The sequence below is a fragment of the Lysinibacillus sp. NPDC094177 genome (assembly GCF_050279145.1).
Taxonomy (GTDB): domain Bacteria; phylum Bacillota; class Bacilli; order Bacillales_A; family Planococcaceae; genus Lysinibacillus.
In genome coordinates, this window is the sequence record NZ_JBNNTW010000002.1 from 341,106 (window position 1) to 359,108 (window position 18,003).

Below are 18,003 nucleotides of genomic sequence, written 5' to 3' on the forward strand. Positions count from 1 at the left end.
ATGAAAACGGCTCAATTAATCGAACAAATTCCTCAAATACCAACCTTTAAAAAATTTGGTAGAGTAACTAGAGTTGTCGGCTTGATGATTGAGTCGCAAGGTCCAGATAGTTCCATTGGTGATGTCTGTAAAATTCATGTGGAAACTTCCAAAAACGGTCATCAAATCATCTTAGCAGAGGTTGTAGGCTTCAAAGATGAAATTGTCGTCTTAATGCCTTTTACCTCTCTTCGAGAAATATCTATTGGTTGCCTAGTCGAAGGTACAGGGGCACCACTCGAGGTAAAAGTAGGCCCAGAGCTAATCGGCAAGGTACTTGATTCTATGGGAAATCCAATAGATGGAACTGTATTACCAAAAGGATTAATGTCCGTTCCGACAGAGCAGGACCCACCAAATCCACTAACACGTCCACCTATTGATGAAAGACTTGAAGTAGGTGTCAAGGCAATAGATGGCATGCTAACAGTTGGTAATGGACAACGTGTAGGTATTTTCGCTGGTTCTGGGGTCGGGAAAAGTACATTGCTCGGTATGATTGCGCGAAATACGCAAGCGGATTTAAACGTAATTGCGCTAATTGGAGAGCGTGGTCGTGAGGTCCGTGAGTTTATAGAGCGTGATTTAGGACCTGAGGGTTTAAGTCGATCAATAGTTGTTGCTGCAACTTCAGATCAGCCTGCACTCATGCGCATTAAGGGAGCTTTTACCGCAACAGCAATTGCTGAATATTTTAGAAATCGCGGTTTAAATGTCATGTTGATGATGGACTCTGTGACTCGTGTTGCGATGGCGCAGCGTGAAATTGGTCTTGCGACAGGTGAACCACCAGCTCAAAAAGGATACACACCATCTGTATTCGCGATTTTACCTAAACTATTAGAGCGCACAGGTACTAATGAAAAAGGCTCAATAACTGCCTTTTATACAGTGTTAGTCGATGGTGATGATATGAATGAGCCAATTGCAGATACTGTGCGAGGGATTTTAGATGGTCATATAGTTCTTGATCGAAACCTTGCCAATAAAGGTCAATATCCAGCTATTAATGTATTAAAAAGCGTCAGCCGTTTGATGAATCATGTGGCAGAACCAGAACATAAAAAGGCTGCAGAACGATTAAGGGAGCTCTATTATACATATGACAAGTCGGAGGATCTAATTAATATCGGTGCTTATAAGAAAGGTACATCAAAAGAAATTGATGAAGCAATTTACTATGAACCTCTCATTACCGCATATTTAAAGCAGGGCTATTTAGATAAAGTGACCCTTATGGAAAGTATGAATGAGTTAATTTCATTATCGAACGGTGGTGGAAACTAGGATGGTCAGCTATATATATCGTTTTGAAAAAGTGTTAACCATTCGAGAACAGGAAAAAAATGAAACTGAAATTGCCTATAAAGAATCTGTACGTTCTTTTGAAGAAGTAGCAACTAAGCTATTTGATTTGTTAAAAAAGAAAGAAGATTTAATAGAGTTTCAGCAGGAGCGTTTAGCTGTAGGTTCATCAATAGAGGAGGTTCATCACTATGCACGATTTATTGATAGCCTCGAAAAAACAATTGTTGATGTACAGCAGAAAGTTGTTCAAGCTCGTGCAAAAATGAATTGGCACGAAGAAAAATTATTAGAAAAAAACTTGGAAGTACGTAAATTTGAAAAAATGCGAGAAAAAGATTTTAAAGTATTTCAGCAGGAACAGGATCGTATCGAAGGCATTTTTTTAGATGAAATTTCATCGCTTACGTATAACAAGAGAGAAATCAGGTGATTTCATGGCAAAAACAGACAATCGACTTAAAACAGAATTAGTAGAACAACCGCCTAAACGTAAATCAGGTGGCTTTCGAAAGTTTTTTACGTGGTTTGTAATACCTATCATGTTTGTGGCGGCAGTTCTACTTGTTGTTGCAACCCTAATGAATACGAATGTCTTTGATTTAGGGAAGAAGGCAGTTCAAAGCTTACCATTCGTTCCTTCAGAAGAACAACAAGCAAAAGATGCTGTAGTTAATAATGATTCGAAGGTTGTAAATTTACAGGCTGAAGTACAAGAAAAAGATGCGGAAATCGCTCAGTTGCAAAAGAAAATGGATACAGCAACAACTGATAAAGAAAAGTTGACGACAGAAAATGAACAGCTGAAATTTGAAATTGAAAAATTAAATAGAGAGCAAAGTGACGTAAAGCGTGACTTTAATGATATTTTAAAAACATTTGATAAGATGTCCCCTAAAGCAGCGGCGCCAGTGCTTATTAAAATGAGCGATACTGAAGCACTACGTATTTTAACAAACTTAAAGCCAGATAAGTTAGCAGCGATTCTAGAAAAAATGAATCCACAAGATGCAGCGAAATATACAGAAATGATGGCTAAACAATAAGAAAATCTGAAAGGAGGTGAAATGATGGATGTGGCAATGATGCAAATGATGTCTAAGGCTATACCAACTAAAACAGCAGCTACAAAACCTGCAACACCAGGCGATTCCAATGTTAAAGTAAATGGACCGGCGAGCAAAGAAAATTTAGCAACGTTTGGTTCAGTTTTTGGACAGGTTATTTCTTCTTCAAATCAAAAACAGCAGCCAACACAGCCAACAGATATAAAAGACACTTCTGATATGACAGCAGTTTTAAATGCTGATTCTATAGAAGACGTACTAGACTTACTGGGTATTCCACACGACGATGGCTTGTTAATGCTTCAAATTGGTGAAGAGGGCAAAGCTGTTGCTTTAGATGAGATGTTAAATCTTGATAACCTAAAGGATGCATTAGGGATTGATACCGAGCAACTTCAAAAATTAGTACAACAGTTGCTAGGAGAGGATAAAGAAGCAAAAGATGTATGGGAGCTTTTAGCAATAGTAGATGCTCAGGCACCAATGCTTCAAGCACAAGTCGCAGCAGCTATACAAGGTGAAGGGCAAGTGACACCGAAAGAAGTAGCGCCATTGCTTCAAGTGTTAAAGTTAGCACAATTAGTTGGGCAAAAAACGGACTTAACAGCACCACAGGAAAACTTGCTAACTAACATAAAGAGTCTTTTAACAACGATACAAACACAAGTAGAGACGACTCAATCTGAACAGCAGGTAACAACTAAAACAACAGTAACGCTTCCGTTGCCAGGTTTTCAGAAGGTAGTTCAACAAGTTCAAGTTACAAAACAGACAGACACAAGTGCTAATGAAATAGTGACTTCAAATACAGTCCAAACAAAGGCAGACACGTTCCAAATTACATTGCCAGCAGCAAAACCAGGACAGTCTGAGGCATTTTTGAAAGAGATGCAAGGAATCATCAATAGAGCCCAAATCTCTAATGCACAAGGTATTACACGCTTAACATTGAAACTGTATCCGGAAAATCTAGGAACAATACGTATCGAGCTTGTGCAAAATGATGGTGTCCTCACAGCACGCCTACTTGCTTCAACAGCTCAAGGACGTGAATTACTTGATAGCCAGGCACATCAATTAAAGCAAGCCTTTGTACAGCAAAATATTCAAATTGATCGTCTCGATATTGCCCAATCATTGCAAAACGCAGATCGCCAACAACGCGATCAAAACTTCTTCAATAATTTCTTTAAGCAACAACAGGAAGATGAGCAAGAGCAAAAAAACGACGATGATGATGAAGGTAAATCGTTTAGTGACTATTTAATAAGTGAGGAGGTGTAACTATGGCAGATGCAACGACTAATACAAAACCAGTAAATGCAAATGTAACAGATGACTTTTATTATTCCAACTATAAGAAGCCAACGAAGCAAACGGGTAATAGTGATCTTGGAAAGGATGCATTTCTAAAATTATTAATTACTCAATTACAACACCAAGATCCAACAAATCCTATGGACGACCGTGAATTCATTTCTCAAATGGCACAATTCTCTTCTTTAGAGCAAATGCAAAATATGACAAAAGCGATGGAATCATTACTTGCCTCACAGCAACAAACGCAGCTTATGAGTTATTCAACATTTGTTGGTAAGGAAGTACAATGGCATGAGGTAACAGATAAGAAAGATGAAGAAGGCAAACCTGTTATTAATGAGGGGACAGGCACAATTAAATCGGTGAAGTTTGTCGACGGTAATGCGGTGTTTGTACTAACCGATGGTAAGGAATTAACTCCTGGTAATATCTCAGCTATATTAGGCGGTTCAAGTGATAATGTAGTACCAGAATCTTCACTTGCACAAGCAAGCAAACTAATTGGTAAAAATGTTACGTATAAGGATGGCGAACAAGAACTGCAAGGAAAAATCGTTTCTGTAACGAATAAAGATGGCCTTATTTATTATGTATTAGATAATGACAAAAAATTAACAGATAAAGATTTTACTGTAATAAGCGAATAAAGGTGGAGAAGAATGATGGATAAGTTTTCAATTCATCGTGTACCATTGCATCCATCTATTCGCCAGACACAACCTAAGCCAATAAACTCACAGCAATCGTTTAAAGCTCATTTACAAGAGGCTACCAGTCAACAAGAATTAAAAGTGAGCAAGCATGCACATGAACGTATTATCGAGCGTAAGATAGCGATTTCTGAACAAGAATGGCAGGCTGTATCGGACAAGGTATTTGAAGCGCACTCAAAAGGTGTCAAACAACCATTAGTCTTGATGGATCAAGCAGCTCTAATTGTCAGTGCTAAAAACGCAACTGTCATTACAGCAATGGACCGCACGGAAGCAAAACAACAAATATTTACAAATATTGACGGCACAATAGTGCTATAAGGGCTGGACCTTTGAAAGGAAGCCTATGTGTGCTGATTGATAGAGGCACACAATTTAAATGAAGGGAGAACGACATTATGTTACGTTCTATGTATTCAGGTATTTCAGGTCTTAAAAACTTCCAAACAAAGCTAGACGTTATTGGTAATAATATTGCTAACGTTAATACAGTTGGTTTTAAAAAGGGGCGTGTTAATTTTAAAGATTTAATGTCTCAAACACAAGCAGGTGCATCTGGGTCTACTGCGACGCGTGGAGGTGTAAACCCACAACAAGTAGGTTTAGGTTCACAATTAGCTACTATCGATACTATCCATGGTGGCGGATCCTTACAGCAAACAGGACGTGGATTAGATTTAGGTATTGAAGGTGAAGGCTTCTTTATGGTTGCTGATGCTAATGGCGCTCCAGACGAAACTACCGGTTTTATTGGTGAAGAAGGTTTCAATAACACATTATTTACTCGTAACGGTATTTTCTACATGGATAACAATGGCTACTTAGTAAATGGCGATGGGAAATATTTAGTTGGTACAACTGCTGGCTCAGATATTGTTATCGAGAAGGATGATACAGGTATTTTAGCGGCAGATGGACCAAAAGCATCTGGTGATGAAGGTGCTAATTTATTTGATGATCAAGGGGAATTAACACCTGCTGAAGGTACTGTAGGACCTATTCGTATTCCGCCAACAGCTAAACAAGTAAACATTGGAGCTGATGGTACGGTTACTTATACAGATTTAAATGGTGATCTACAGTGGGCTGGACAATTGATAATGGCTAAATTCCCGAATGCTGGTGGTCTTGCTAAAGTTGGCGGCAATTACTATCAACAAACAACAAACTCAGGCGTAGCGTATGCACAAGTAGGTACTGTGGCAGGTATGGGTAGTATTGCTCCAGGAAAGGTAGAAATGTCTAACGTTGACTTATCAGAAGAATTTACTGAGATGATTGTGGCGCAACGTGGTTTCCAAGCAAATACACGTATTATCACAACTTCTGATGAAATTCTTCAAGAGCTTGTTAATTTAAAACGCTAGATTTGAATAAGTAGATTTTAGTATGAGATATATACTTAATATGTAGGTAAAGAAATACCGGTTAAGATTACAAAGTGCTCAAAACTAAAAACATAATTTCATATGAGGGAGGGTCGGGCCGGCTCTCTTGCTAGACCCGGCCCTATTTCAATGATTGAACTAACACGTCTAAATGGCAAAGCATTTACATTAAATGCTTTATACATAGAAACGGTCGAATCTTTTCCAGATACGACTATAACATTAACGACTGGAACCAAAATCATTGTTTTACAGAGTGAAGATGAGGTGCGACAAAAGGTAACAGCCTTTTATAAAAATATACAAATACTATCAAACCCGCATCTACGAGGTGAAGAAAATGAAGAATAACAAAATGTTAACGATGATTATCATCGTACTAGTAGCAATCATACTTATCGGGGTTATTTGCTTTGTATTGTTTACTCAATTTAATAAGCCAGCAGGTTCTCTTGAGCCAACCATTGATGAAATTGTAGCATCTTCAGTAGAAGTTCCAGAAATTACTACAAATCTAGCTGATAACAAAATTGTACGCATGTCGTTAAAAATTCAAACAACAAATAAAGATGCTGCTGCTGAGTTAACGAAGCGTGATTTCCAAGTGAAAAACATTGTTATCCAAGAGCTTTCTGAGATGGAGCAAAAAGATTTAGAAGGTAAACAAGGTAAACAAATTTTCCAAAAATCATTAAAAACACGATTAAATGAATTGATGCAAGAGGGAGAAGTTCAGGAAATTTATTTTACCTCCTTCATCACCCAATAATAAAGAAACTGCTTGAAACGGAGGTGGGCAAATGGCAGGAGATGTGTTATCTCAATCAGAGATAGATGCGCTGCTTTCCGCAATATCAACTGGGGAAATGTCAGCTGATGACATAAAAAAAGAGGACGAGGGACGCAAGGTTAAAGTGTATGACTTTAAACGAGCGCTGCGTTTCTCAAAAGATCAAATCCGAAGTTTGACCCGAATACATGAAAATTTTGCACGATTACTGACAACCTTCTTTTCTGCACAGCTGAGAAGCTATGTGCAGATTACTGTTGCATCAGTGGACCAAATACCATTTGAAGAGTTTGTACGTTCGATTCCGAATATGACACTCATTAATGTGTTTGAAGTGCCGCCATTAGATGGTAATATATTGATGGAAATAAACCCGAACATTGCCTACTCGATGTTAGATCGTTTAATGGGCGGTAGTGGGGCGAGTCATAGTAATGTGGATAACTTAACAGAAATTGAAACTAAAATTATGACAAACCTTTTTGAACGTTCATTCGACAATTTACGCGAGGCATGGGAAAATGTTGCGGAAATTGATCCAATTTTAGTAGAGCTTGAGGTCAACCCTCAATTTTTACAAATGATTTCACCAAATGAAACGGTTGTCGTTATTTCTTTAAATACGATAATCGGTGAGACAAGCGGTATGATTAATATTTGTATTCCGCATGTTGTATTGGAGCCAATTGTTCCAAATCTTTCTGTTCGTTACTGGATGCAGACAAATACAAAAGAGATGTCTCCAGAGCAAACAAAAATGCTTGAAACACGTGTGAAACAAGCACAATTACCTCTTACCGTTGAACTAGGTATTACAGACATTACCATTGAGGATTTCCTCACAATGCAAATTGGGGATGTCATTCAATTAGGACAAAAAATTGAAGATCCACTACTATTAAAAGTAGGAACTTTACCGAAATTTACAGTTCAACCAGGAAAGAAAGGCAAAAAATTAGCAATCCAGATTATCGACCCTTTGAAAGGAGGAGACGAAGATGAGTGATGAAATGCTCTCCCAAGAAGAAATTGAAGCGTTATTAAGGGGCGAAACGTTGGAAGATAAAAACAGCGGCACTGAAGCTTCTACAAATGAGGATATGAATGATATACGAGTAGAGGATTACCTAGATTCCTTTGCCCAAGATGCATTAGGTGAGGTAGGTAATATTTCTTTTGGTAGCTCTGCTACTGCCCTTTCAGCGTTATTAGGTCAAAAAGTAGATATTACTACCCCAAGTATTTCAATGATTAACCGTAATAAATTAGAAGAGGAATTTCCTCATCCTTATGTTGCCGTGCAGGTTGAATATACAATTGGGTTAACAGGTATGAATTTACTTGTTATTAAACAATCCGATGCAGCGATTATTGCTGATTTAATGTTAGGTGGAGATGGCTTAAATCCGAAACCTGACTTAGGTGAAATTCAGCTAAGTGCTGTTCAAGAAGCTATGAATCAAATGATGGGTTCTGCGGCTACTTCAATGTCGACAGTATTTAACAAAAAAGTGGATATTTCTCCACCGACTATTGATTTAATGAATATTTCTCAAAATGAAGGGCGAGAAAATATTCCTGAAGATGATTTACTTGTAAAAGTATCCTTCAGATTGAGAATTGGTAATTTAATTGATTCCAACCTAATGCAATTATTACCGCTGAAATTTAGTCAAAACATTGTAAAATCTCTATTAGGAGAAACAGAATCAATCGAGGAACCTGTGGCTGCAACAATAGCACCTGAAGCGCCAGTAGCACCGCCGCCTGTACAAACACAAGCACCGGTAACACCACCGCCTGCTCAACCAGTATATAATCAGCAGGCTATGCCTGTGCAGCAACCAATGTATCAAGAGCAACAACAGATTCCTCAAGCAACAAGACCAATTCAACCGGTCAATGTTCAACAAGCACAGTTTGCTAGTTTTGATCCAAATGTTATCTCGCAATCTGAAGCTAGAAATTTAAATATGCTACTTGATATTCCATTGCAAGTTACTGTAGAGTTAGGACGTACAAAGCGTTCTGTTAAAGAGATATTAGAACTATCAAGTGGTTCGATTATTGAACTAGATAAATTAGCTGGTGAACCAGTTGATATTTTAGTTAATAGCCGTTTAATCGCTAAAGGTGAAGTCGTTGTTATCGATGAAAACTTCGGTGTCCGCATTACAGATGTTTTAAGTCAAGCAGAGCGTTTAAATAATTTAAGATAGTTTCAATTGGAGGAGTTAACCATGTCTAAAAGAATTTTGATTGTAGATGATGCTGCATTCATGCGCATGATGATCAAGGATATTTTATCGAAAAATGGGTTTGAAGTTGTAGGGGAGGCAGCTGATGGTTTACAGGCTGTTGAAAAGTACAACGAATTAAAACCAGATTTAGTAACAATGGATATAACAATGCCAGAAATGGACGGTATTGCTGCTCTTAAAGCAATTAAGGGTTCAGATCCAAATGCAACTGTAATTATGTGTTCAGCAATGGGACAACAAGCAATGGTAATCGATGCAATTCAAGCTGGTGCGAAAGACTTTATTGTTAAACCTTTCCAAGCTGATCGTGTAATTGAAGCGATTCAAAAAGCTCTAGGATGATCGAATGAAAATGTTAAAATCATTTCGTCTAACGATGATTTTCGCATTTCTTGTATCCTTCCTGTTTTTGTACCCTACAGCGACTTCTGTGTATGCAGCCTCTGATACGAATAGTGTAAACGACTGCATTAATAAAGGAGATTGTAATGAAGATAATACTCCAGCTGCTAAGCAAGATTCAAATCTGCAAGCAGCTGGAGACATATCTGCATGGGAATACATAAAAATGGTTTTGGCGCTTATTTTTGTTGTAGTTTTATTTTATGGATTAATGAAGTTTTTAAATAAAAGGAATTTAAACTTTCAACGTAATCAATTAGTACAAAATTTAGGCGGTTTATCGTTAGGTGCTCAAAAGTCAGTACAACTATTACAAGTAGGTAAAACACTATATTTAGTTGGTGTCGGTGAGAATGTCCAGCTGTTACGTGAAATTACTGATCCTGATGAAATTGCAACACTTTTAGCACTTTATAATGAACGACAAGATCTTGCAGCAACATCACCGTATATTGCAGAAGTATTTTCTAAGTTTAAGAGAAAAAATAGTAAGAGTTCACCAACACAGCAAAAACAAAACTCTTTTGGTGAGCTATTTGAAAAAAAAATTTCCGAAATTAAACAGGAGCGCAGTGAGGAACTGGAGAAATGGAAGCAAAAGGAGAATGATGATAAATGAATGATGTAATCAGTGTTTTTTCCAACAGCGATCCGACAAATGTCTCTAGCGCTGTAAAGCTTCTTCTGTTGTTAACAGTTCTATCACTGGCACCGAGTATTTTAATTTTGATGACATCGTTTACACGAATTGTTATAGTGCTTTCGTTTGTTCGTACCGCGTTGGCGACACAGCAAATGCCACCGAACCAGGTCATTGTAGGTCTTTCTTTGTTTTTAACTTTCTTTATCATGGCGCCAACATTTCAAGAGGTCAATAAAGAGGCATTGCAGCCATTATTTTCTGAGAAAATCGGAATTGAAGAAGCGTATGATCGTGCCAGTGTGCCGTTTAAAGAGTTTATGAGTAAGCAAACAAGGCAAAAGGATCTTGATTTATTTTTAAAGTATAATAAGGCAGAAAAGCCAGCGTCTGTAGAAGAAATTCCCCTTACAATGTTAGTACCTGCTTTCGCATTGAGTGAGATTAAAACAGCGTTTCAAATTGGCTTTATGATTTTTATTCCATTCCTAGTAATCGACATGATTGTAGCAAGTACTCTAATGTCGATGGGGATGATGATGTTACCACCGGTTATGATTTCATTGCCGTTTAAGATTTTATTATTTGTACTCGTTGATGGTTGGTATCTTGTGATGAAATCATTACTACAAAGTTTTTAGGGGATGATACAGTATGACAGGTGAATTGGTAATTTCAATTGCAGAGCGTGCCATTATGATTATCCTTCTAACAAGCGGTCCGCTACTATTAGTTGCTTTAATCACTGGTTTAGCGGTAAGTATTTTTCAGGCAACAACATCGATTCAAGAGCAAACTTTAGCATTCGTTCCAAAAATCATCGCTGTATTAGCTGCTATCGTATTTTTCGGTCCATGGATGTTATCACAAGTGACTAGCTATGCGAGAGACATTTTTGAGAATTTAACGCGTTATATAGGGTGAGTAGATGAATGAATTAATCCCGCATTTTACGGTTTTCTTATTAGTACTTGTGCGCGTATCGGCATTTTTTGTCACTGTGCCTTTTTTCTCGTATAGAACGATACCACCACAAGTCAAAATAACTCTCGCATTAGTTTTAGCTTGGATGATGTATTACACAATTGACGTCGAGCCATTTGCATTTAATGGTGATTACATACTTTTAGTGATGAAAGAGGCGCTCGTTGGACTGTTACTCGGTCTAGTAGCCTATATCATCATGTCGGCAGTTCAGATTGCCGGAAGCTTTATAGATTTTCAAATGGGTTTTGCCATTGCCAATATTATTGACCCGCAAACAGGTGCACAAAGTCCATTGATAGGACAATTTTTTAATATGCTAGCAATACTTTTTCTACTAGCTATAAATGGACATCATATGATTCTCGATGGAATTTATTATAGTTATCAATTCTTACCGATGGATCAAGGATTTCCTAATTTCGCAAATGACAATTATATAGAGTTTATTATCAAAACATTTACGGCAGTTTTTGCTATTGCCTTTCAAATGGCTGCTCCTGTCGTAGCAACTTTATTTTTAGTCGACTTGGCGCTAGGAATCACAGCGAAAACGGTACCACAATTAAATATTTTTGTTGTTGGTTTTCCTATTAAAATCGGTGTTAGTTTTCTAGTGTTATTCACAATGATGGCTGTAATGGTTCAAGTTATTCAAAAGCTTATTACAATTATGATTTATGCTATGCGTGATTTAATGGCTATTTTAGGTGGTGGGTAAAATGTTGCTACTGCTGGATCTAGATTTACAGTATTTTGCGGGAGAAAAAACGGAAAGAGCGACGCCTAAAAAACGACAAGATGCTCGAAAAAAAGGGCAGGTTGTCAAAAGTCAGGATATTTCCAGTGCGATTGTCATGCTCATGGTATTTATCTTTTTATTCTTCTTTGCTGGTTCACTGCGAGACGATGTTTTAGCTTTTTTTAGGCAAACTTTTATTAATAACATACGTATAGAAACACTAACAATCGATAGTGTGATGCACCTATTTACAGAAACATTAGTGCAAATGGCTTTTATCGTTGGTCCAATTATGGGAATTGCCTTTGTTGGAGCATTGGCAGGTAACTTCATACAATTTGGCTTTCTATTTACAATGGAGCCGATGAAGTTTGATTTGAAAAAGATGGACCCAATAAAAGGGTTAAAAAAAATATTTTCTGTTAAAGCCATTATAGAGCTTTTAAAGTCAGTATTAAAAATTGGATTCATCGGTGGCGTTACGACTATTATAGTTTGGACAAATTTGCCAGAGGTTTTGGCGTTATCCTTTAAAAGCCCATGGGTGACTCTTATTACAGTAGGTAAGCTTGTTGGTATGATGGGAATTGCGGCTTCCCTCGTTTTACTTTGTATATCCTTTTTAGACTGGATGTATCAAAAACATGATTACGAAAAAAATCTTAAAATGTCTAAGCAAGATATTAAAGATGAATATAAAAATAGTGAGGGAGATCCGCTGATAAAATCGAAAATCAAACAACGCCAACGCGAAATGGCGATGCGTCGAATGATGTCAGAGATTCCAAGCGCAGATGTTGTCATAACAAACCCAACTCACTATGCGATTGCCCTCAAGTATGATGAGGAAAATATGGATGCCCCACGCATCGTTGCTAAGGGTACAGACTTTATCGCTCAAAAAATTAAGCTGATTGCGAAAGAACATGATGTGATTATGGTTGAAAATAGACCACTAGCACGAGCAATGTATGATCAAGTAGAAATCGGCGATCAAGTACCAGAAGAGTTTTTCAAAGCAATAGCAGAAGTACTTGCTTATGTTTATCGAATTAAGCGGAAAATTTAAAGCTTTTAAGTAGGAGGGACACAAATGAAAGTTCGCGATATAGGGGTTTTAGGTGCGGTTATTTTAATCGTTGCGATGCTCGTCATTCCTCTTCCTCCGTGGATGTTAAGTTTCTTAATCGTCATTAATATTACATTAGGATTAATAGTACTTTTAACAGCAATGAGTATGAAGGAAGCGTTAGATTTTTCTATTTTTCCCTCAGTTATATTATTGTTAACTCTGTTCCGACTAGGACTAGGCGTATCAACAACACGTGCCATTTTAGCAAATGGTGATGCTGGTGCTGTAGTTGAAACGTTTGGTGATTTTGTAGTCGGCGGAAATGTACTAGTCGGTTTAGTTATATTCTTAATTCTTGTGTTAATTCAGTTTATCGTTATTACAAAAGGAGCGGAGCGTGTAGCAGAAGTAGCAGCACGTTTCACACTAGATGCGATGCCAGGTAAACAAATGAGTATTGATGCTGACTTAAATGCAGGAGTTATTTCTGAGCGGGAAGCACGTGAGCGACGAGATAAAGTATCGGGCGAAGCGGACTTTTATGGAGCGATGGATGGTGCCACAAAATTCGTAAAAGGGGATGCCATTGCCTCAATGGTCATGGTTATTATCAACTTATTATTTGGTATCATCATCGGTGTTGCGCAGATGGGTCTTTCATTTGCAGATGCAGCAAATCATTTTTCTAAGTTAACTGTTGGGGATGGTATTGTCTCACAAATTCCTGCGCTACTTATCTCTACAGCGACAGGGATTGTCGTAACACGTGCATCTTCTAAGGGAAGTCTTGGCGAAGATATTACAGGGCAGCTTTTTGCCCAAGCGAAACTGCTTTATGTAGCAGGTGGAACAATTGTTTTACTAGGATTATTTACGCCAATACCTAATTGGATTACACTTCCAATTGGTATTGCACTAATTACTGGTGCTTATATGATGGATCGTAAGAAACCAGAGGATGAAGACGAATTACTTGAAATTGAGGAAGAAGTGGCAACAGATGGCATGAAGAGCCCTGAAAATGTTGTGAATTTATTAAATGTGGACCCAATTGAGTTTGAATTTGGCTATGGTTTAATACCGTTAGTAGATGCTGCTCAAGGCGGCGATTTATTAGATCGAGTCATTATGATACGTCGTCAGTTAGCATTAGAATTAGGGATTGTCATTCCTGTTGTCCGTATTCGAGATAATATTCAGTTACAACCAAATGAATATCGAATTAAAATAAAGGGTAACGAAATGGCACGAGGTGAACTTCTACTTGATCATTATTTAGCAATGAGTCCAGGTGATGATGATTCTATCGAAGGTATTGACACAGTTGAACCATCATTTGGCCTACCTGCAAAGTGGATTACTGAGCAAGTTAAAGAGGATGCCGAAATGTTCGGTTACACAGTTGTTGACCCACCGAGCGTCGTGTCAACTCACTTAACGGAAATGATTCGTGCGAATGCTTATGAATTACTTGGTCGTCAAGAGACGAAGCAGTTAATCGATCATTTACGCGAAACGCATCCAATTTTAGTAGAAGAATTGACACCTACACCGTTATCAACAGGAGAAATTCAAAAAGTACTGGGTAAACTTTTACGAGAAAATGTTTCAGTTAGAAACCTACCAATTATTTTTGAGACGCTAGCAGACTATGCAAAATTAACGAGCGATACCGATATATTAACTGAGTATGTCCGTCAAGCATTGGCGCGCCAGATCACATCTCAATATGTAGGGGATAACTCATCGTTGAAAGTTATAACTGTTTCGGGTAGAGTTGAGAAAATGATTGCTGATAGTATTCAACAAACTGATCACGGAAATTACTTAGCGATGGACCCACAAGATTCTCAAACGATCTTGGAGACCATTGCTGCAGAAGTAGAACGCGTTTCCTTTATGGAACAATCTGCTATTATCTTATGCTCTCCAGCAGTTCGTATATATTTACGCCAACTAACGGAGCGTTATTTCCCGCAAATTCCAGTTCTATCATACAATGAACTTGACGCTACGGTTGAAATTCAAAGTGTTGGGGTGGTGAGTGTTGAATGAAAATGAAAAAATATTATGCATCCTCCATACCAGAAGCGATGAAGCTTGTTCGTGCTGAATTAGGTGAGGACGCTGTCATTTTGAATTCAAAAGTAGTAATTACAAAAAAATTTTTTGGAATCATTAAAAAGAAAAGTTTTGAGGTTGTTGCAGGGATTGATTCAATGGAGCCAAGTAATGTGGCTCCAGCACCCGCAGCTTCACATATAACAACACCTAAAAAAGAAAATGCAAGGTTACAAGAGATTACGAATGCTGTGCAAGCTAAAATACACCAAGTACAGCCACAGAATGATGCGCCCTTACACGAGGAAACTGGCATTTCTGAAGATTTGATGAAGGAAATTGCAGATTTAAAATCTTTAATGCATTCCATGCATAAGAAGACTATCCGAGATCAATATCCTGATGAACTCTTACCCTTCATTGAATACTTAAGACAGCAGGAGCTAAGTGAGGAGCTCATCACAACGGTTGGTGATGAGCTTTTTACGCATTTCAGAGAAGCGTCAGAAATCAATTTTTCTCAATGTAAGATGATTACCAAAAATTTATTGCGCAAAGAGCTAGAGGATCTCCCAGTTGGGGGAATATCCTATGAAAAAAAATACATTAATGTTTTAGGGCCAACGGGTGTCGGAAAAACTACGACAATTGCTAAAATGGCAGCTAGAGCAGTTTTAGAAAAAAAGAAAAAAATAGGATTTATTACGACGGATACTTACCGAATTGCCGCAATTGAGCAATTAAAAACGTATGCAGGACTATTGCAGGCTCCTGTCGAAATTGCCTATAATGCAACAGATTTTGAACAAGCAATCCAAAGATTGGCCCATTTAGATTTAGTGTTTATAGATACAGCAGGCCGCAATTATAAAGAGGTAAAATATGTAGACGATTTACAGCGCCTCATAAAATTTGATGATCAAGCAGAGTCCTTTTTAGTACTTGCTATGACAACGAAAGAAAAGGATATGGCAAACATTGTGGAGCAATTTAAGCAATTACCAATTGAAAAATTCATTTTTACAAAGATTGATGAAACAAATTCTATTGGCACAATGATCAATTTAATGATTAAATATAATAAAGGACTTGCTTACTATACAGATGGTCAAGAAGTACCAGAGGATATTGAGGAAGCTGATCTAGAAGTAGTACTAAATTTATTTTTCCAAGGTGAAGAAAAATGAGAGACCAAGCTGAAGCATTACGCTTGAAAATGTTGAAACAGCAGGGCGAATTAGGTAGGGCTATAGCGGTTGTAAGTGGCAAAGGCGGGGTCGGTAAAAGTAACTTCTCAATGAATTTTGCAACTACATTAGCCAATAAAGGGAAAAAAGTTGTAATTGTTGATATGGATATTGGCATGGGCAATATCAATATTTTAATTGGAAAAAATGTTTCTTATAGTTTAAAAGATTACTTGGAAGGAAATAAGTTACTGGATGAAGTAATATTTGAAGGACCTTACGATTTAAAGTATATTGCAGGGGGATCCGGTATGTCGGGTGTCTTAGAATGGTCAGAGGTAATGTTTGAACGACTCATTCAAGCATTTGAGCAGCTTCAAAAAAGCTTTGATTACATCTTATTTGATATGGGAGCAGGAGCTACTAACTGGTCACTAGATTTACTAACCTCTATTGATGAAATCATTGTTTTATCAACAGCAGAGCCAACTTCTATAACAGATGCATATTCAATGATGAAATATATTCATATGCGAGATGCGGACAAGCAATTTTATATACTTTGTAACCGAGCTTATAGTAAAGAAGAAGGAATGGAAACCAATGAACGACTCAAGCTTACGATGAAACGTTTTTTGGACAAAGAGGTTACGATATTAGGCTCATTACCTGAAGATTCTGTTGTGCGTAAGGCTGTGCGTGAGCAAGTACCATTTTCACTTGCTTATCCAGACGCACTTATTTCAAAGACACTTCAACTTATAGTGGCGCGTTTTATGGAACACCGTGCGGAGGAAGTTCATGCACATGACCAGTCAGCGGGTAAATTCTTAACTAAATTAAGAAGTATTTTTTCGAAAGGACGTGATTAATTGGACTTTTTACATAAAAGCAAGCTATTAGTTGTTGATGATTCTGCTTTTATGAGAAAGCTAATTAGTGACTTTTTTGTTGGCAACTCGAAGGTTGAAGTAGTTGGAACAGCACGAAATGGGAAAGATGCGATAAAAAAGATTCAAACATTGCAGCCAACAGTTGTGACAATGGATATTGAGATGCCTGAAATGAATGGGCTTGATGCTTTAAAAGAAATTATGACTATATGTCCAGTACCTGTTGTTATGCTCTCTAGTACAACTCAACGAGGAGCAGAAAATGCCTTATCAGCAATTGAACTTGGGGCAGTAGATTTTGTCGCGAAGCCGAGCGGAACAATTTCTCTTGATTTACATAAAATCCAAACCGAACTTGTCCACAAGGTTGAACAAGCATCATTGGTACCTATTTCAAAATTAAAGAAACCTTCTGGTAGTAAAAGACAACAAGAACAGGCATTAAAAGTGAGTACAATTAGAAGAGAATCACTTAGTGAAAGCAGGGTGGCTACTCCTGTCAATGTCTTTCCGACAAAGGTAGAACTATCAAAGCCACATGTGGAATGGAGTAAAGTAGGTCGAAAAATTGTACTGATTGGGACTTCTACTGGAGGACCAAGAGCCTTACAAGAAGTAATTACAAAAATCCCAAAATCAATTCAAGCACCAATTTTAATTGTCCAGCATATGCCAGCAGGATTTACAAAATCTCTTGCTTCTCGTCTGGATCAATTGAGTGAGATTACCGTAAAGGAAGCTGAGCAAGGAGATATTCTTCAAAACGGAGTGGCGTATATTGCACCTGGTGGGTATCATGTAAAACTTAGGAAAGTAGGTACCTCCTTTGGCATTGTCCTTGATAATAATGAACCACCTAGATCTGGACATCGCCCTTCTGTAGATGTGATGTTTGAAGATGTGAGCCAATTTAAAGATTTTGATAAAGTGGCAGTTATTATGACAGGTATGGGCCATGATGGCACAAACGGACTAAAAGCACTAAAAAGTACTGGTAATGTGATTGCAATCGCTGAGTCAGCTGAAACTTGTATAGTGTATGGTATGCCGAAAGCAGCAGTGGAAACCCAGCTTGTCGATGAAGTAGCAGATGTAGATGATATTGCACAAACAATAATGAAATATTTGCCTTAAAGGGG

Annotated in this window: 21 protein-coding genes; all 21 read left to right on the forward strand. The window is 37.8% G+C overall.

What is annotated here, in order from left to right; all coding sequences use genetic code 11:
- The 21 genes from fliI (at position 1) to ACQKNC_RS05255 (ending at position 17,998) form a co-directional block, all read left to right on the forward strand.
- A complete protein-coding gene (gene fliI / locus ACQKNC_RS05155) occupies positions 1-1,326 on the forward strand; it encodes a flagellar protein export ATPase FliI (protein ID WP_427423789.1) in 1,326 nt (441 codons plus the stop codon).
- A gap of 1 nt (position 1,327) precedes the next feature.
- Positions 1,328-1,777 carry a flagellar export protein FliJ gene (fliJ, locus tag ACQKNC_RS05160; protein ID WP_427423790.1) on the forward strand — a complete coding sequence of 150 codons (450 nt, stop codon included), beginning with the start codon at positions 1,328-1,330 and terminating at the stop codon, positions 1,775-1,777.
- Positions 1,778-1,781: 4 nt separating this feature from the next.
- On the forward strand, positions 1,782-2,390 hold the full coding sequence (locus ACQKNC_RS05165) for a MotE family protein (RefSeq protein ID WP_427423932.1): 609 nt from the start codon (positions 1,782-1,784) through the stop codon (positions 2,388-2,390).
- 24 nt (positions 2,391-2,414) lie between these two features.
- Positions 2,415-3,695: a flagellar hook-length control protein FliK gene (locus ACQKNC_RS05170; protein WP_427423792.1), complete on the forward strand. Its 1,281-nt coding sequence runs from the start codon at positions 2,415-2,417 to the stop codon at positions 3,693-3,695.
- A gap of 2 nt (positions 3,696-3,697) precedes the next feature.
- Positions 3,698-4,378: a flagellar hook assembly protein FlgD gene (gene flgD / locus ACQKNC_RS05175; RefSeq protein ID WP_427423793.1), complete on the forward strand. Its 681-nt coding sequence runs from the start codon at positions 3,698-3,700 to the stop codon at positions 4,376-4,378.
- A 15-nt stretch (positions 4,379-4,393) separates the two neighbouring features.
- The gene (locus ACQKNC_RS05180) at positions 4,394-4,765 is read left to right on the forward strand and encodes a TIGR02530 family flagellar biosynthesis protein (RefSeq protein WP_427423794.1); all 372 of its coding nucleotides are present in this window, start codon (positions 4,394-4,396) and stop codon (positions 4,763-4,765) included.
- Between the two features lie 77 nt (positions 4,766-4,842).
- Positions 4,843-5,811, forward strand: coding sequence for a flagellar hook-basal body complex protein (locus ACQKNC_RS05185; protein WP_427423795.1), 969 nt, complete (start codon positions 4,843-4,845; stop codon positions 5,809-5,811).
- Positions 5,812-5,961: 150 nt separating this feature from the next.
- The gene (locus ACQKNC_RS05190; RefSeq protein ID WP_427423796.1) at positions 5,962-6,183 is read left to right on the forward strand and encodes a flagellar FlbD family protein; all 222 of its coding nucleotides are present in this window, start codon (positions 5,962-5,964) and stop codon (positions 6,181-6,183) included.
- Entirely contained in the window at positions 6,173-6,601 is a 429-nt protein-coding gene (gene fliL / locus ACQKNC_RS05195) for a flagellar basal body-associated protein FliL (protein WP_427423797.1), read from the forward strand. Before ACQKNC_RS05190 ends, fliL begins: the two co-directional genes overlap by 11 nt.
- Positions 6,602-6,632: 31 nt before the next feature.
- Positions 6,633-7,628 carry a flagellar motor switch protein FliM gene (gene fliM, locus ACQKNC_RS05200; RefSeq protein ID WP_427423798.1) on the forward strand — a complete coding sequence of 332 codons (996 nt, stop codon included), beginning with the start codon at positions 6,633-6,635 and terminating at the stop codon, positions 7,626-7,628.
- Positions 7,621-8,841, forward strand: a complete 1,221-nt coding sequence (gene fliY / locus ACQKNC_RS05205; RefSeq protein ID WP_427423799.1) for a flagellar motor switch phosphatase FliY — start codon at positions 7,621-7,623, stop codon at positions 8,839-8,841. Before fliM ends, fliY begins: the two co-directional genes overlap by 8 nt.
- A gap of 21 nt (positions 8,842-8,862) precedes the next feature.
- Positions 8,863-9,225, forward strand: coding sequence for a response regulator (locus ACQKNC_RS05210; protein WP_049668450.1), 363 nt, complete (start codon positions 8,863-8,865; stop codon positions 9,223-9,225).
- A gap of 4 nt (positions 9,226-9,229) precedes the next feature.
- Positions 9,230-9,904, forward strand: coding sequence for a flagellar biosynthetic protein FliO (locus ACQKNC_RS05215; RefSeq protein WP_427423800.1), 675 nt, complete (start codon positions 9,230-9,232; stop codon positions 9,902-9,904).
- Positions 9,901-10,566, forward strand: a complete 666-nt coding sequence (gene fliP / locus ACQKNC_RS05220) for a flagellar type III secretion system pore protein FliP (protein WP_427423801.1) — start codon at positions 9,901-9,903, stop codon at positions 10,564-10,566. Before ACQKNC_RS05215 ends, fliP begins: the two co-directional genes overlap by 4 nt.
- Before the next feature lie 13 nt (positions 10,567-10,579).
- Positions 10,580-10,849 carry a flagellar biosynthesis protein FliQ gene (gene fliQ, locus ACQKNC_RS05225; protein ID WP_337991288.1) on the forward strand — a complete coding sequence of 90 codons (270 nt, stop codon included), beginning with the start codon at positions 10,580-10,582 and terminating at the stop codon, positions 10,847-10,849.
- A 4-nt stretch (positions 10,850-10,853) separates the two neighbouring features.
- The gene (fliR, locus tag ACQKNC_RS05230; protein ID WP_427423802.1) at positions 10,854-11,630 is read left to right on the forward strand and encodes a flagellar biosynthetic protein FliR; all 777 of its coding nucleotides are present in this window, start codon (positions 10,854-10,856) and stop codon (positions 11,628-11,630) included.
- A gap of 1 nt (position 11,631) precedes the next feature.
- The gene (gene flhB, locus ACQKNC_RS05235) at positions 11,632-12,720 is read left to right on the forward strand and encodes a flagellar biosynthesis protein FlhB (RefSeq protein ID WP_427423803.1); all 1,089 of its coding nucleotides are present in this window, start codon (positions 11,632-11,634) and stop codon (positions 12,718-12,720) included.
- 24 nt (positions 12,721-12,744) lie between these two features.
- The gene (flhA, locus tag ACQKNC_RS05240; RefSeq protein WP_427423804.1) at positions 12,745-14,778 is read left to right on the forward strand and encodes a flagellar biosynthesis protein FlhA; all 2,034 of its coding nucleotides are present in this window, start codon (positions 12,745-12,747) and stop codon (positions 14,776-14,778) included.
- The gene (gene flhF, locus ACQKNC_RS05245; RefSeq protein ID WP_427423805.1) at positions 14,775-15,971 is read left to right on the forward strand and encodes a flagellar biosynthesis protein FlhF; all 1,197 of its coding nucleotides are present in this window, start codon (positions 14,775-14,777) and stop codon (positions 15,969-15,971) included. Before flhA ends, flhF begins: the two co-directional genes overlap by 4 nt.
- Entirely contained in the window at positions 15,968-16,843 is an 876-nt protein-coding gene (locus tag ACQKNC_RS05250; protein WP_427423806.1) for a MinD/ParA family protein, read from the forward strand. Before flhF ends, ACQKNC_RS05250 begins: the two co-directional genes overlap by 4 nt.
- Positions 16,844-17,998, forward strand: coding sequence for a protein-glutamate methylesterase/protein-glutamine glutaminase (locus tag ACQKNC_RS05255; RefSeq protein ID WP_427423807.1), 1,155 nt, complete (start codon positions 16,844-16,846; stop codon positions 17,996-17,998).
- Positions 17,999-18,003: the final 5 nt, after the last annotated feature.